Origin of the sequence: Thermococcus sp. 9N3 (assembly GCF_012027685.1) — an archaeon.
In the GTDB taxonomy this organism is placed as follows: Archaea; Methanobacteriota_B; Thermococci; order Thermococcales; family Thermococcaceae; genus Thermococcus; species Thermococcus nautili.
On record NZ_SNUV01000001.1, the window covers coordinates 335,361 to 348,459 of the forward strand.

At 54.3% G+C, this 13,099-nt stretch carries 19 protein-coding genes and 1 CRISPR repeat array; of the genes, 9 read left to right on the forward strand and 10 right to left on the reverse strand.

Going from position 1 to position 13,099, the window contains the following annotated elements; genetic code table 11:
• The first annotated feature begins 46 nt into the window (after positions 1–46).
• The 7 genes from E3E30_RS01830 to E3E30_RS01860 all read left to right on the forward strand — a co-directional run bounded on the left by E3E30_RS01830 (position 47) and on the right by E3E30_RS01860 (position 5,839).
• Positions 47–1,855 carry a PINc/VapC family ATPase gene (locus E3E30_RS01830; protein ID WP_167728874.1) on the forward strand — a complete coding sequence of 603 codons (1,809 nt, stop codon included), beginning with the start codon at positions 47–49 and terminating at the stop codon, positions 1,853–1,855.
• Positions 1,856–1,895: 40 nt separating this feature from the next.
• A complete protein-coding gene (locus tag E3E30_RS01835) occupies positions 1,896–2,111 on the forward strand; it encodes a hypothetical protein (RefSeq protein ID WP_167728235.1) in 216 nt (71 codons plus the stop codon).
• A gap of 32 nt (positions 2,112–2,143) precedes the next feature.
• Entirely contained in the window at positions 2,144–2,512 is a 369-nt protein-coding gene (locus E3E30_RS01840) for a hypothetical protein (protein ID WP_167728875.1), read from the forward strand.
• 99 nt (positions 2,513–2,611) lie between these two features.
• Complete coding sequence (locus E3E30_RS01845) at positions 2,612–3,172, forward strand: Maf-like protein (protein WP_167728236.1); 561 nt, start codon at positions 2,612–2,614, stop codon at positions 3,170–3,172.
• A gap of 453 nt (positions 3,173–3,625) precedes the next feature.
• Positions 3,626–4,731: a CRISPR direct-repeat array (repeat unit 30 nt; unit sequence GTTGCAATAAGACTCGAGGAGAATTGAAAG).
• Positions 4,732–4,784: 53 nt separating this feature from the next.
• Entirely contained in the window at positions 4,785–5,132 is a 348-nt protein-coding gene (locus E3E30_RS01850) for a 6-carboxytetrahydropterin synthase (RefSeq protein WP_167728237.1), read from the forward strand.
• A 36-nt stretch (positions 5,133–5,168) separates the two neighbouring features.
• Positions 5,169–5,354 carry a hypothetical protein gene (locus E3E30_RS01855; RefSeq protein WP_167728238.1) on the forward strand — a complete coding sequence of 62 codons (186 nt, stop codon included), beginning with the start codon at positions 5,169–5,171 and terminating at the stop codon, positions 5,352–5,354.
• Entirely contained in the window at positions 5,351–5,839 is a 489-nt protein-coding gene (locus E3E30_RS01860; RefSeq protein ID WP_042690255.1) for a PIN domain-containing protein, read from the forward strand. Before E3E30_RS01855 ends, E3E30_RS01860 begins: the two co-directional genes overlap by 4 nt.
• Here E3E30_RS01860 and E3E30_RS01865 read toward each other — a convergent pair.
• On the reverse strand, positions 5,836–6,306 hold the full coding sequence (locus E3E30_RS01865; RefSeq protein WP_167728239.1) for a DUF192 domain-containing protein: 471 nt from the start codon (positions 6,304–6,306) through the stop codon (positions 5,836–5,838). The genes E3E30_RS01860 and E3E30_RS01865 overlap by 4 nt on opposite strands.
• Positions 6,307–6,411: 105 nt before the next feature.
• Here E3E30_RS01865 and pfdA point away from each other — a divergent pair, with 105 nt between their 5' ends.
• Positions 6,412–6,837: a prefoldin subunit alpha gene (gene pfdA / locus E3E30_RS01870; RefSeq protein ID WP_042690250.1), complete on the forward strand. Its 426-nt coding sequence runs from the start codon at positions 6,412–6,414 to the stop codon at positions 6,835–6,837.
• A 36-nt stretch (positions 6,838–6,873) separates the two neighbouring features.
• Entirely contained in the window at positions 6,874–7,164 is a 291-nt protein-coding gene (locus tag E3E30_RS01875) for a prefoldin subunit (RefSeq protein ID WP_167728240.1), read from the forward strand.
• Here the strand turns inward: E3E30_RS01875 and E3E30_RS01880 are convergent.
• The 9 genes from E3E30_RS01880 to E3E30_RS01920 are packed head-to-tail and all read right to left on the reverse strand — an operon-like array spanning position 7,154 to position 13,099.
• Positions 7,154–7,705 carry a 2-oxoacid:ferredoxin oxidoreductase subunit gamma gene (locus E3E30_RS01880; RefSeq protein ID WP_167728241.1) on the reverse strand — a complete coding sequence of 184 codons (552 nt, stop codon included), beginning with the start codon at positions 7,703–7,705 and terminating at the stop codon, positions 7,154–7,156. The two genes, E3E30_RS01875 and E3E30_RS01880, sit on opposite strands and share 11 nt — an antisense overlap.
• Complete coding sequence (locus E3E30_RS01885) at positions 7,702–8,547, reverse strand: 2-oxoacid:ferredoxin oxidoreductase subunit beta (RefSeq protein ID WP_014121907.1); 846 nt, start codon at positions 8,545–8,547, stop codon at positions 7,702–7,704. Before E3E30_RS01885 ends, E3E30_RS01880 begins: the two co-directional genes overlap by 4 nt.
• Positions 8,547–9,695, reverse strand: coding sequence for a 2-oxoacid:acceptor oxidoreductase subunit alpha (locus tag E3E30_RS01890; protein WP_167728242.1), 1,149 nt, complete (start codon positions 9,693–9,695; stop codon positions 8,547–8,549). Before E3E30_RS01890 ends, E3E30_RS01885 begins: the two co-directional genes overlap by 1 nt.
• Positions 9,692–9,895, reverse strand: a complete 204-nt coding sequence (locus tag E3E30_RS01895; RefSeq protein ID WP_167728243.1) for a DUF2283 domain-containing protein — start codon at positions 9,893–9,895, stop codon at positions 9,692–9,694. Before E3E30_RS01895 ends, E3E30_RS01890 begins: the two co-directional genes overlap by 4 nt.
• The gene (locus E3E30_RS01900; protein ID WP_167728244.1) at positions 9,892–10,404 is read right to left on the reverse strand and encodes a 2-oxoacid:ferredoxin oxidoreductase subunit gamma; all 513 of its coding nucleotides are present in this window, start codon (positions 10,402–10,404) and stop codon (positions 9,892–9,894) included. Before E3E30_RS01900 ends, E3E30_RS01895 begins: the two co-directional genes overlap by 4 nt.
• Before the next feature lie 2 nt (positions 10,405–10,406).
• Entirely contained in the window at positions 10,407–10,784 is a 378-nt protein-coding gene (locus tag E3E30_RS01905) for a HEPN domain-containing protein (protein WP_167728245.1), read from the reverse strand.
• Entirely contained in the window at positions 10,781–11,056 is a 276-nt protein-coding gene (locus E3E30_RS01910; protein ID WP_042690236.1) for a nucleotidyltransferase domain-containing protein, read from the reverse strand. Before E3E30_RS01910 ends, E3E30_RS01905 begins: the two co-directional genes overlap by 4 nt.
• Positions 11,049–11,912 (reverse strand): 2-oxoacid:ferredoxin oxidoreductase subunit beta, encoded by an 864-nt coding sequence (locus tag E3E30_RS01915; protein WP_206205086.1) that lies wholly within the window; start codon positions 11,910–11,912, stop codon positions 11,049–11,051. The genes E3E30_RS01910 and E3E30_RS01915 overlap by 8 nt, the downstream gene beginning before the upstream one ends.
• Entirely contained in the window at positions 11,909–13,099 is a 1,191-nt protein-coding gene (locus E3E30_RS01920) for a 2-oxoacid:acceptor oxidoreductase subunit alpha (protein ID WP_167728876.1), read from the reverse strand. Before E3E30_RS01920 ends, E3E30_RS01915 begins: the two co-directional genes overlap by 4 nt.

The following is a 13,099-nucleotide window of genomic DNA, read 5'->3' on the forward strand; positions in this document are numbered from 1 at the left end:
CTAAACCTTTATGAACCTTTAGCCTCAGCGAAGAGCGGTGAGAGAGATGAGGGTGTTCGTTCCAGACACGAGCGTGATAGTTGATGGAAGACTAACGCAGTTCCTCTCAACCCTCGACGAGAAGGTCAAGGTTGTCGTTCCGGAAGCGGTCATAGCCGAGATAGAACACCAGGCCAACGAGGGGAAGGCGATAGGCCATACGGGCCTTGAGGAGCTCAAAAAGCTCCGCGACATGGCCGACAGGGGAGAGATACTCCTCGAGTTCTACGGCGAGAGGCCGGAGCTCTGGCAGATTAGACGGGCCAAAGCCGGCGAGATAGACCACATGGTCCGCGAGACGGCAAAACAGCTCAACGCAACGCTCATCACCGGCGACCAGGTGCAGAGGGACATAGCGGTAGCCAAGGGCATCGACGTGATTTATTTAACCGCCAAGAAAGAGGTAAGGCACCGCCTCGAAGACTTCTTCGATGAAACGACTATGAGCGTCCACCTCAAGGCCGGAGTTAGGCCCCTTGCCAAGAAGGGGAAGCCCGGCGAGTGGAGACTCGTCCCAATCCGCGACGAACCGCTGAGCGACGAGGAGCTGGAGGAGATAGCCGATGATATCGTTGAGCGGGCCAAGCGCGAGCCCGACAGCTTCATAGAACTCGACGAGCCCGGAGCTACCGTCGTCCAGCTCAGGAACTACCGTATCGTCATAGCCAAGCCGCCCTTCGCCGACAGGATAGAGATTACCGCCGTCAGGCCCGTCAAGAAGCTGAGCATAGAGGACTACGAGCTGAGCGAGAGGCTGTTGGAGAGGCTCAAGGACAAGGCCGAGGGAATACTCATCGCCGGTGCGCCCGGTGAAGGAAAAACGACCTTCGCCCAGGCTTTAGCTGAGTGGTACGCGAGCATGGGCAAGATAGTGAAGACGATGGAGAAGCCGAGGGACCTGCAGGTGAGCGAGGAGATAACGCAGTACACCGCTCTAAACGGTAAGATGGAGCTCACCGGCGACATACTGCTTCTCGTGAGGCCTGATTACACGATATTCGACGAGATGAGGAAGACGAGCGACTTCAAGATTTACTCCGACCTCCGCCTGGCTGGCGTCGGAATGGTCGGAGTGGTTCACGCGACGAAGCCCATAGACGCCATTCAGCGCTTCATTGGAAGGGTCGAGCTTGGAATGATACCGCAGATAGTCGACACGGTTCTCTTCATCAAGGCGGGCAGGGTTGCGAAGGTTCTGACGCTTGAATACCTCGTCAAGGTGCCGAGCGGGATGAAGGAAGAGGACCTCGCGAGGCCCGTCATAGAGGTCAGGGACTTCGAGACTGGGGAGCTTGAGTACGAAATCTACACCTACGGCGAGGAGATAAGCGTCGTTCCTGTTAAGAAGGAGGAGAAGGCCCCGGCACTGAGGCTCGCCGAGAAGAGACTCAAGCAGGAGATTAAGAAGTTCCTGCCCGATGTTTACACCGAGGTCGAGATAGTCAGCCCGCACAAGGCCGTGATTTATGCCGACGAGTTCGACATCCCGGCAATCATCGGCAAGAAGGGCAAGAGGATAACCGAGCTGGAGAAGAGGATAGGCATAAGCATAGACGTCAAGAGCTTTGCCGAGAGGGAAGCGCAGAAGCCCAAGGAGAAGATACCCGTCGAGGTCGAGGAGAAGAAGAAAACGATTGTCCTTCGCGTTTCGCCCGACTACGCGAAGAAACCGCTCAAGTTCTACGGTGGCGAGCAGTACGTCTTCACCGCGACGCCGAGCAAGAAGGGCCTCGTCAAGGTGAGCAAGAGCACGCCGATTGGCAAGGAACTCAAAAGGCTCCTCGATGCGGGAATTCCGATTTGGGCCAGCACTTAATGAAGCGCAAGCCTTTTAACACCTTTTACAACTTTTGTTAGTGATAAACTCCGGAGATGGTAGCATGGGGATTTGGAAGGATATGCTCTTCTGGGCCCTGTTTCTCGGTGGACTGGTCTCGTACCTACTGGGCGTTTTTGGTCCCACGTGGGCGTTTCCCCTCGGAGGTTTCCTCTGGCTGAGCGCCTTCGTCTACCTGACCATCAACTTCATCCAGAAGAACTTTGGAAAGCCCCCAACTAAGACAGGCTTTTAAACCTCCGCTTCCTTCCTTTTCCGGTGGTGTCCATGAAGTACGACGTCGTTATCATTCCGGAGAGCTTCCACAAGTTCGACAAGCACAACATGGAGCACATCTGCCCCCCGATGGTAATCGGCGACAGGAGCTACGACATAGCGATGGAGATAGTGAACGGCGTTGAGGGGGTCATAAAGGCGAACTTCAACGCGAGCGTCGAGGAGCTTGAGGGCGAGGACTGCGACGTTCTCTACCGGAAGTACACGCTCGAGAAGGACGGCAGGAAGGGCATCGTCCACGTCAAGCTGAGGAGAATAGCCGAGAACTGCCCGCCGATAGACGGGAACCGCTGTTCGGTCCTCGAGTTCGAGAGGGACGTCGAGTGCATAGTGGAGGCAATAGAGGAGTGCCTCGCTTAGGCTCGGTTGCGAGGGTACTCATCACGGTTCAGCTAGCGAAATTGTCGTCATCGCCCGTTCAACTTGGGCGCTTTCCTTTTAACGTTTGGGGGTGGGCGGATGCTCGTTCTGGCATCGGCTTCACCGAGGAGACGGGAGATACTGTCGCGCTTCATCGCTGACTTCCACGTAATCCCGAGCAACGCCGAGGAGAAGTGCTCCAGCACTGTTCCCGAGGAGTGCGCCGTCGAGCTTGCAAGGCTGAAGGCGCGGGAAGTTTACTCCCGAACCGGCGGAGCGGTCATCGGGGCTGACACAGTCGTCAGCATCGACGGAAAAATCCTCGGGAAGCCAGGGGACGAGAATGAAGCCTACGAGATGCTCAAGCTCCTCAGCGGAAGGGTTCATCGCGTCACGACCGGCTACTGCATAATCCACGAAGGGAGCGAGATAACCGGCTCCGTGACGACGGAAGTCAAGTTCAGAGACCTCGACGACGAGCTAATCTGGGCTTATATAAGAACGGGTGAGCCGATGGACAAGGCCGGAGCCTACGGAATCCAGGGGAAGGCGGGCCTCTTCGTTGAGTGGATTAAGGGCGACTACTACAACGTCGTGGGCTTCCCGATGGAGATAATATGGAAGCTCAGGGAGCTTGGCTTTGATGTGTTATCACGCTGAAGTGCGTGGGTTTTTGAAGTGTAGGCATGTCTTGCTCCCATTTCAGTTTTAATCTGTCCTGTGGAGTTTGGGAATTGATTTTTGCTTTTTCATTGGTGTTGCCTCTTGTAATACTTTATGCCATTTAATGTAACGAATTTTCTTCGAAATGCTGAACAAAGCCCGGGGAGCCTATGGATTTAACCAAAACCTGGCGAAATCATGCCTTTCTGAGTTTAACCTTCTTAGTGGGGTTTGTCTTAAATTTGTTGGCTTATCCTGGCTCTGAAAACTAATTATCCCCGATGGAGGAGAAGTTTTTGAGTGCCCGTTGAACCTCTACACGCTCCTATTTTCCTTCGGGAGTCTTAATTCACGGGCCCAGGTGGCTCTTTTTTGGGAAATCCCCAGAAAGTCTTAAATATCCGGTAATCCTTCTTTCTTCGTTGGGCAAAAGGACGAGTTTCGCGCCCTGTTGCAATAAGACTCGAGGAGAATTGAAAGAAGTAGTTCACGTTTCTGTTTATTGCCCTCGCGTAGGGTTGCAATAAGACTCGAGGAGAATTGAAAGCTCTTTTTTACAAATAAATTTAAGGAGGGTCTAAAACGTTGCAATAAGACTCGAGGAGAATTGAAAGATTATCTCCTCTTCCTTCTTCTTCTTGAGCCGGCGGTGTTGCAATAAGACTCGAGGAGAATTGAAAGTATCCTGCCGAAAACCTTTCCAAGTGGGCACACAAGTTGCAATAAGACTCGAGGAGAATTGAAAGTTCTTTATCGCTCCGTACGTTACGAGATACACAGATGAGTTGCAATAAGACTCGAGGAGAATTGAAAGTGTGTTGCCTCGCCCAACCAAGGCGCTTCTTGAGAACGTTGCAATAAGACTCGAGGAGAATTGAAAGCTCTTTTTTACAAATAAATTTAAGGAGGGTCTAAAACGTTGCAATAAGACTCGAGGAGAATTGAAAGTCGTTGGGAAATAGAGCCCGTAGTATTGCTTTGTGTTGTACGTTGCAATAAGACTCGAGGAGAATTGAAAGTGAGCTCGCAGAAGTCGAGAAGGAGCTCGAACAGGTGTTGCAATAAGACTCGAGGAGAATTGAAAGCATCAGCACTAGCGCGAAGGGCTTCAAGACCTTCTTTGGTTGCAATAAGACTCGAGGAGAATTGAAAGCACGGTCAAGATGCTCAACTCTGATACGATGGAGGAGCGTTGCAATAAGACTCGAGGAGAATTGAAAGGCTTCTTCTTGAAAAGCTGAGAAAATACGCGCGAGTACGTTGCAATAAGACTCGAGGAGAATTGAAAGTCTGTTCTCACCACGTGCCCTGTTTCCCGAGTCCAAAGTTGCAATAAGACTCGAGGAGAATTGAAAGTGGTGTCGAAGGGGATTGTCGTGCCTCTGATGCCTAGTTGCAATAAGACTCGAGGAGAATTGAAAGTAAGCTCGTCTCGGTTGATGACCGGAGCTGGGTCGAGGTTGCAATAAGACTCGAAGAGAATTGAAAGCACAACAGCTCATGGAGCCTTTTCGCTATCCAAATGAGTTGCAATAAGACTTAAGGAGAATTGGACGCCACCTGGGAAACCCTTATCAGAGGTGGGGGTTTTCTTATCCCGGTGGTTTGAATGAAGGCCAGGGTAGTTGAACGCTTCAGGTTTGAATCCGCTCACGCGGTTCTCATCAACGGAAAACCGGAGGAGATTCACGGGCACACTTTCCGGCTTGAGATTGCCGTTGAGGGGCCCCTTAGAAACGGTTACGTGATTGACTTTCTCAAGCTGAGGCGCATCGTGGAGGAAATCATTGGAAAGCTCGACCATAGAAACCTCAACTCCCTCTTTGAGAACCCGACAACAGAGAACATCGCTCTCTGGATTGCGGAGCAGGTTAATGCGAAGCTCCCGGAGGGCGTTTCCCTAAAGCGGTTGACACTCTGGGAGGGCGACGAGAACGGGGTCGAGCTGGAGTTTTGAGAAAATGTTTTTATCTTGTAGTCTTGATAAGGTGAAATGGTGAATAAAATGTCTGAGGTTGCCTCTGAGAAGATGTTACGGCTGTATTCTCATCTTTCCAAAGAATCCTTCGAGCTTAGACTGCTCATTGAACTGAAAAAGAAGGAAATCCGACCGGGAATGTTTGGAAAGGGAAACGCTAAAGAGTTCAAACAGTACAGGCTCGAGGTGTACGAGCAGTGATTTTCGTGGATACAAGCGTTCTATACAACTATCTTGTCGAGACCAGTCTGACCGAATATGCCGTTGAGGTCATTGAATCTCGTGAAGGGAAAGTAACATCAGATACTGTCGTTGATGAGTTGTTCTATGCGCTTATCCGAAAGCTTGGGGAGAAAGAGTATGGTGCAAGGTCAATTTGGAAGGTTAAAGAGCTTCTCAGAAGCAATTCTGAGTTTAGAAAGCGCGCCTCTGAAGTTATCTCGGATATTCTAGCACTCCTCGATGCAAAGAAAATTTTACTCGTTTCTGACTCCAGAGATTGGCTGACAATTGCGACCCTTATCCACGATTACTCTCTTCTTCCACATGATGCTCGAATCTTAGCAACTGCCCTCGAGTACAACTGCGACAAGCTTGCCACTCTCGATGAAGACTTTGGAGCCGTGAAGGATATCATTGAGCTCTTTCCAGAAGATTTCTGGCAAAAACTCACTACGCAGGGTTAGTTCTTCTCGGCTTTCAATTCCTTAACGCTCTCCGCCATAGCGAAGCCGTTGGCCTTGTCAAAGGAGACCTTACCGGGGAGAGAGACCCTGACCGGAACACTCTTCCTCTTCTCCTCGCTGACCTGCCAGCTTATTAAATCCCCTTCTTCCACGTCAAGGGCCCTGATGAGGCCAACGGGCCCCTCTATGATGTACTTGGCCGGTTTCTTTGGGGCGTAAACGCGCCACTTCTTTGCCCTCTTGAAGTCAACTACCCTCTTCGTCGAATCGAGCCAGATTACGTCGATGTCGCTCAGCATGAAGAGCATGTGGATTGAAGCGTTGAGCCGGCTTTCAACGGGGAGGACGAAAACGAGGGCATGACTTACGTTGCCCACGAGCATTAGTCCCCTAAAGCGCTTGAAGAAGGTGTCCGCGAGTTCAACGCGCCCGTGCCAGACCCTGCCCTTCGTCTCGTTGATTATCATGTCCTACGGTTGTTCCTGTCCCTTAATAAGCCTTGTGAGGCGAAAAACTTTTAAATACAAAAGGTAACTAAAATATGGGAGCGAAAAGGGAAGGGGGTGGTGGGAATGGCCGAGGAGAAGAAGGTCAGGACCCTTGAGGGGATTCAGGACGAGATTAGGAGCTACCTCGGTGAAATCGAGTACCTCAGGAGCCAGGTTGGAGCGATAGACGCCACCATCGCCGACCTCAGAACGGTTGACGCCACCCTCGCCTACATCAAGGAGAAGGGCAAGGGCAAGGCAATCTACATCCCGCTCGGGAGCGGCATAGCGATAAAGGGCAAGATTGAAGACCCCGACGACGTTATCATGGACGTTGGAGCCGGAATCCTCGTCGGGGCCACAATCGACGAGGCCAGAGAGAACATCGAGAAGAGGATTAACGCCCTTATGAACCTCCGCCTGGCCCTGCTGAGGAAGATTGAGGAGGACACCAGGAAGGTCAACGAGCTCCTCAAGGAGCTCCAGGAGATGAGCCCCAAGAAGGAGTGACCCCTCCTCGGCCATTCTTTTTTAGGAGGTGAGAACGTGGAGGCAGTGAAGGCTTACGAGCTCGAACTTGAGCTCAGACAGGTTAGGGAGCTCAGGAAGGCGATAGAGCTCAAGATGAAGGAACTTGAGTACGCCGAGGGAATCATCACGGCAACCAAGTCCGAGAGGAAGATATACCGCTCCTTCGCAGACCTGCTCGTTGAGGTGACGAAGGACGAGGCAATCGAGCACATCGAGAGAATGCGCCTTGCCTACAAGAGGGAAATCGAAAGGCTCAGGGAGAAGGAAAAGGAGATAATGGAGAAGCTCTCCAAGCTCAGCTCCTGAGTTCCTCCGCTATCTCAAAGCCCTTCTTGAGGGCCCTGACGTTTATCTCCTCCGTTCCCCTTGGAACTGCGTCGCGGACGGCCTTCTCTATCGCTTCCCTGCTCACTATCCCTGTCACGCCGACGAGTATGCCGAGGGTTAGAATGTTCATCGTCAGGCTTAATCCGGTTGTCTCTTCGGCTATCTCGGTCAGGGGCAAAGCGATGACGTTGAGCTTCTTCTCGAACTCCTCGTCGCGGTGGGGAACGAGGTCCTTCTCTACTATTACGGTGGCGCCTTCCTTCACGGTGTGGAGGTACTTGCTGTAGGCCTCCTGCGAGAAGAAGACGGCGTAGTCGGGGTGGAGCGTCTTGGGATAGTCAATCGGCTCGTCGCTTATAACCACCTCGGCCCTGCTCGCACCGCCCCTCGATTCCGGCCCGTAGCTCTGGGTCTGGACCGCGTAGAGGTTCTCGTAGACAGCGGCGGCCCTTCCAAGGATAACGCTCGCCAGAATGACACCCTGACCGCCGAACCCGCTGAAGAGTACCTCCTTCCTCATTGCTCCCACCCCATCATTTTCTTGGCCCTCTTTATGTACTCCTGATACTCCCTCACAAGGCCGGGCCTGTCCCTGTCCGCGAACTCGCCGATTACTATCTTGCCCTCAAGCTCCTCCTCGCTCATCTTCTTAGCTTTGGCGAGCGGGACGGTTATCTTCTGGTACCAGCGGATTAGCTCCGGGGCCGTCTTCATCCTGTTTCTCCTTCCGAAGCTTATCGGACACGGGCTTAAGAACTCAACGAGCGTGAAGCCCTCCTTCTGCAGGGCCTTCTTTATGCTGTTGATTCCCTGGAGGTAGTTGAAGACCGTCCACCTTGCCACGTAGTTGGCTCCGGCAGAAACCGCCAGGTTGGCTATGTCGAAGGGGTTCTCAAACTGGCCGTACGGTGCAGTAGTCCCGCGCAGGCCCTTTAGAGCGGTCGGAGCGACCTGTCCGCCGGTCATTCCGTAGGTGAAGTTGTTGATGAGGATTACCGTAACGTCGAGGTTCCTCCTGATGGCGTGGATGAAGTGGTTTCCACCTATAGCGGCCGCGTCGCCATCGCCCATGAAGGCGATTATCTTCAAATCGGGGTTGGCGAGCTTTATGCCAGTGGCGAAGGCCAGAGCCCTTCCATGCGTTGTGTGAAGGCCGTCGAAGTTCACAAATCCGGGAACGCGGGAGGAACAGCCTATTCCGCTTACCCAGACTATCTCGTCTTGGTTGAGGCCGAGGTCGTCTATGGCCCTTAGTGTGAACTGGAGAACGCTACCGATTCCACAGCCCGGACAGAAGATAGTGGGCAACATGTCCTTCCTCAGGTACTTGTCGCGGATTTCGTAAGCGGACTTCAGGTACATCATCCCACCACCCTTTCGACTATCTCCATCGGCGTGTGCACCTCACCGCCTATCTTGGCTATGAGCTCGACCTCCGCCTTTCCGTTGGCGCCTTCCTTGACGAGGTGGTAGAGCTGTCCGAGGTTCATCTCCGGCACGTATATCTTCCGCACGCGCTCTGCCAGCTCCTCGATGTAGTCGAAGTCGAAGGGCCATATCGTGTTGAGCTTCAGCAGGCCGGCCTTGACGCCCTTCTCTCGGAGTATCTTGACGGCCCTCACTGCGGAGCGCGAAACTATTCCGGTCGTGACTATCGCAACCTCGGCATCGTCGAGCATGAACTCCTCCCTGCTGATTATCTCGTCTTTGTGGTCGAGTATCTTCCTGAAAATCCTCTTTATGAGCCTCTCGTGGATTTCCGCCTCAACAGTCCTCGGCCTTCCGCGCTCGTCGTGCGTGAGACCCGTAACGTAGGTTCTGTAACCCTTCCCGAAAATCGGCATCGGCGGTACTCCGTCTCCGTGCGGGTCGCCGAAGGGAAGCTTAGCTTCTTCCTCGTTCTGGGGAAGCTTACGGTAAACGGTCTCAATTTCCTCCGGTTTTGGAATGTAAACGCGCTCGCGCATGTGGGCTATCTCCGCATCGGTGAGCAGAACGACCGGCGTCCTGTACTTTTCAGCCAAGTTGAAGGCCCTAATCGTGAAGTCAAAGGCTTCCTGAACGGTTGACGGGGAGAGAACTATCAGCACGTGGTCACCGTGCGTTCCCCAGATGGACTGCATTATGTCGCCCTGAGCCGGTAAAGTTGGCTGGCCCGTCGAAGGTCCACCGCGCTGGACGTCAACGACAACAATCGGCGTTTCAGTCATCACGGCATAGCCAAGGTTTTCCTGCATCAGCGAGAAGCCGGGACCGCTCGTTGCAGTCATCGCTTTCGCTCCCGCCCAGGAGGCGCCTATTATCGCCGCTATGCTCGCTATCTCGTCCTCCATCTGTATGCTAACCCCATCGACGAGGGGCATGTAGAGGGCCATCGCCTCGAATATCTCGCTCGCGGGGGTTATTGGGTAGCCGGCGTAGAACCTGCAACCGGCCAGTATAGCCGCCCTCGCTATGGCCTCATCACCCTGAATGAAGTCCGACCTGCCGACCGGAAACGGGTACCTCATGCTATCACCCCGCTTGGAATCCTGAGGACAAGCTCCTTGAAGTCAACGGACTTGGACGCATCAAGGATTTCAATCTCAACGACTTCCCCTTTCTCGTTCAGGTGCGCGATAACGCCCTCGCCGAGGTCAACTGAATCGACGACTTCGTCATCCCTGAGCCGGATAACCAAGACGTCAGCAGTTGTAAGTTCAATCATCATCTCTTACCCTCCTCATAACCGGCCCTGAAGGCCTTGATGTTTATCTCCTCGGTTCCCTTCGGAACGCGCCTTCTAATCGCTTCCTCAACGCTCTCCTTCTTCACAACATTGGTTTTCGCAACAAGGTAGCCGAGCGCAACCATGTTGACCGTCAGGGCGAGCCCAGTCGTCTCTTCGGCGATTCTGGTGAAGGGCGCGCCAACGTAGTCCCTATCGGGCCTAACCAAATCCGTTTCGATGATTAAAAGCCCGTCCTCCTTCAGCGAGTCTTTAACCGTGTCGTAGCCGAGCTGGGCGAGGGCTACCAGAACGTCCGCCCTAGTGACCATTACGTCGTAAATAGGCTCCTTTGAGATTATGACGTCCGCTATGGAATGGCCCCCCCTACTCGCGGAGCTGTAGTCCTGGGTCTGAAGGACGTTCAAACCCTCAATCGCGGCCGCCTCGCCGAGGATTACTCCAGCCAAAACGACTCCCTGACCGCCGATTCCGGCGAGCCTAATCTGCATGTTTACACCCCCAGATACTCCTTCGTGAACTTCAAAAACTCCTCCGCACCTTTCAAAACGGCCCGGGCGTCTTCCTCGGTGTATTCAACGAAAACGTCATAATCGGCCGTATGCCTCATGTTCAGGGCCTTTGAATACGCTGTGTAGAGCTTAGCCGGAAGCATCCCAGTCTTCACGAACTCCTTTCCGAGCTGGGCATGAACTCCCGCGTGGCTCTTGGGGTTAACTCCCTTCGAGAGCAGAAGCGCCCTGGCGCAGTAGAACATCGAGTAGTACGCGCTTGAGATTGCGAAGCCGTAGTAACCTTTAGAGTAAAGCTCCCAGGAAGCTTTGAGCCTCTCCTCCGCCCTCCTGATGAGTGCCCCGATTTCCTCGTTCATACCGCTATGCCCTCCCTTGCGGCGGTCTCGTAGAGGCTGTCCCTCCTCGTGTGAAGGACAATCATGACCGAAATCCCCAACTCAAGCGTTAGTTCGGCGCTGAGCTCTCCTGCCCTGTCCCAGTCCTCAGGCTCTATCTTATCGAGCACCACGAGGACGTCGAGGTCGCTCTCGGGTTTAGCGTCACCCCTCGCCCGGGAGCCGAAGACTATAACCTCCTCCACCCTGTCCCCAAAGGCTTCCTTCACTTTCTTCCCAACAGTCTCAAACATCATCTCCACCCTTAAGGCCAAAGTGCTCCTGGACCTCGTCAATCAGCTTGTTGAGCTCCTCCGTGAACTCCGGCCTCTGCCTGTTGACGAACTCGCCGATGACGAACTTGCCCTCAAGCTCCTCCGGCGACATCTTCTTCGCCTTGCTTATCGGGACGCTGTTCTTCAGGAACCAGCGGAGCATCTCCGCGGGTTCTTTCATCCTGTTCCTCCTTCCGAACTGGACGGGACACTGCGAGATGACCTCGACGAGGGAGAAGCCCTTAACGGTTAGGGCCTTCTTGATGCTCTCGATGAGCTGGTAAACGTGGGCTGTTGTCCATCTGGCTACATAGCTCGCCCCAGCGGCTGCTATCGTCTCGGAAATCTGGAGCGGATGCTCGATGTTGCGGTAGGGCGTGGTGGTAGTTTTTGCCCCGAAGGGCGTCGTCGGGGCGACCTGTCCGCCGGTCATTCCGTAGATGAAGTTGTTGACGAGAATCACCGTTATGTCGATGTTCCTCCTCGCGGCGTGGAGCAGGTGGTTTCCACCGATGCTCGCCAAATCGCCGTCACCGCTTATGACGACGACCTTCTTGTCCGGCAAACCGACCTTAACTCCCGTAGCGAAGGCTATCGCCCTTCCGTGCGTTGTGTGAAGTGTATCCGCGAGGAAGTAGGGGGAGGCTATCCACGCGGAACAGCCTATTCCGCTCACGACAACCAAATCCCTCGGGTCGAGCTTGAGCTGGTCAACCGCGTTGGCGAAGGCGTTCAGAACCGTTCCACCGCCACAGCCGGGACATAGAGCGGTTGGCAGGGCCTCCTTGCGGAGGTACTTAACCATCGGGTACTTGGAATAAATCTCGGGCATCAGGCAACACCCCTTATCTCGCGCAGGATTTCCTCAACGGTCAGGGGAACGCCACCAATCTTGTTAACGCCCTTGAGCAGAACGTCGTCGTTGACGTAGCGCTGAACTTCAAGAATCATCTGGCCGAGGTTCATCTCGGGGACGAGTATGGCCCTAACGCGCTTTCCAAGTTCTTTCATTCTCTTGCCCGGGAACGGGTGAACCGTCTTCGGCACGAAGAGGCCGACCTTTATTCCCTCTTCCCTCGCCTTTAGAACGGCTCCGAGGGCAGGTCTCGCCGTAACACCCCAGCTGACGACGAGTATTTCGGCATCATCGGTAAAGTGCTCCTCGTACTTCTCGTAGACGTGCCTATTCTTCTCTATCTTCCGGTGGATTCTCCTGACGAGCCTGTCGTGGACTTCCGGCGTGTAAACATCGCGCAGGCCGTTCTCCTTGTGGGTCGAGCCTGTCACGTGGGTGAAGTAGCCGTGGCCGAAGAGGGGCATCGGCGGAACGCCGTCTCCGTGCGGGTCGCCGAAGGGGAGTTTCGCTTCCTCCTCGTTCTGGGGAAGCTTACGGTAGGTTATCTCCACCTCGTCCACACTCGGAATCTTCACCAGCTCGCGAGTGTGGGCGAGAACGCCATCGAAGAGGAACACCACCGGAGTTCTGAGCCTCTCGGCGATGTTGAAAGCCCTGATGATTTCCCAGAAAGCGTCTTGCCCGCTCGTTGGAGAGACGGCAACAATCGGGTGGTCGCCGTGCGTTCCCCATCTGGCCTGGAAGAAGTCTCCCTGTGCTCCCTTCGTGGCCTGGCCGGTTGAAGGCCCGCTCCTCTGGACGTCGACCAGAACGAGCGGAGTCTCGGTCATTACGGCGTAGCCAAGGTTTTCCTGCATCAGCGAGAAGCCCGGACCGGCCGTTGCCGTCATGACCTTGAAGCCCGTCCAGGAGGCGCCTATCATCGCCGCTATGCTTCCAATTTCGTCCTCCATCTGGAGGTAGTAGCCACCGAGCTTCGGCAGTTCGCGCGCCATGGTTTCAGCTATCTCGCTCGACGGGGTTATCGGGTAGCCAGCGTAGAATCGACAGCCCGCAAACAGCGCACCGTAGGCAACAGCCTCGTCGCCCTGCATGAAGTAGTTGCCGGGCTTGTAGAGCTTCCTGAGGAGCCTAATCTGCTCCGGCTCGTCACCGCGGATTATCAT

What these genes read in the sequence shown, in the direction of transcription:
- E3E30_RS01910 (WP_042690236.1), bottom strand. Translation starts at nt 11,056, where the DNA reads ATGTTTGAGACTGTTGGGAAGAAAGTGAAGGAAGCCTTTGGGGACAGG.
- E3E30_RS01920 (WP_167728876.1), bottom strand. Translation starts at nt 13,099, where the DNA reads ATGATAATCCGCGGTGACGAGCCGGAGCAGATTAGGCTCCTCAGGAAG.
- E3E30_RS01890 (WP_167728242.1), bottom strand. Translation starts at nt 9,695, where the DNA reads ATGAGGTACCCGTTTCCGGTCGGCAGGTCGGACTTCATTCAGGGTGAT.
- E3E30_RS01905 (WP_167728245.1), bottom strand. Translation starts at nt 10,784, where the DNA reads ATGAACGAGGAAATCGGGGCACTCATCAGGAGGGCGGAGGAGAGGCTC.
- E3E30_RS01855 (WP_167728238.1), top strand. Translation starts at nt 5,169, where the DNA reads ATGGTGAATAAAATGTCTGAGGTTGCCTCTGAGAAGATGTTACGGCTG.
- E3E30_RS01865 (WP_167728239.1), bottom strand. Translation starts at nt 6,306, where the DNA reads ATGATAATCAACGAGACGAAGGGCAGGGTCTGGCACGGGCGCGTTGAA.
- E3E30_RS01895 (WP_167728243.1), bottom strand. Translation starts at nt 9,895, where the DNA reads ATGATGATTGAACTTACAACTGCTGACGTCTTGGTTATCCGGCTCAGG.
- E3E30_RS01830 (WP_167728874.1), top strand. Translation starts at nt 47, where the DNA reads ATGAGGGTGTTCGTTCCAGACACGAGCGTGATAGTTGATGGAAGACTA.
- pfdA (WP_042690250.1), top strand. Translation starts at nt 6,412, where the DNA reads ATGGCCGAGGAGAAGAAGGTCAGGACCCTTGAGGGGATTCAGGACGAG.
- E3E30_RS01850 (WP_167728237.1), top strand. Translation starts at nt 4,785, where the DNA reads ATGAAGGCCAGGGTAGTTGAACGCTTCAGGTTTGAATCCGCTCACGCG.
- E3E30_RS01885 (WP_014121907.1), bottom strand. Translation starts at nt 8,547, where the DNA reads ATGTACCTGAAGTCCGCTTACGAAATCCGCGACAAGTACCTGAGGAAG.
- E3E30_RS01880 (WP_167728241.1), bottom strand. Translation starts at nt 7,705, where the DNA reads ATGAGGAAGGAGGTACTCTTCAGCGGGTTCGGCGGTCAGGGTGTCATT.
- E3E30_RS01845 (WP_167728236.1), top strand. Translation starts at nt 2,612, where the DNA reads ATGCTCGTTCTGGCATCGGCTTCACCGAGGAGACGGGAGATACTGTCG.
- E3E30_RS01900 (WP_167728244.1), bottom strand. Translation starts at nt 10,404, where the DNA reads ATGCAGATTAGGCTCGCCGGAATCGGCGGTCAGGGAGTCGTTTTGGCT.
- E3E30_RS01840 (WP_167728875.1), top strand. Translation starts at nt 2,144, where the DNA reads ATGAAGTACGACGTCGTTATCATTCCGGAGAGCTTCCACAAGTTCGAC.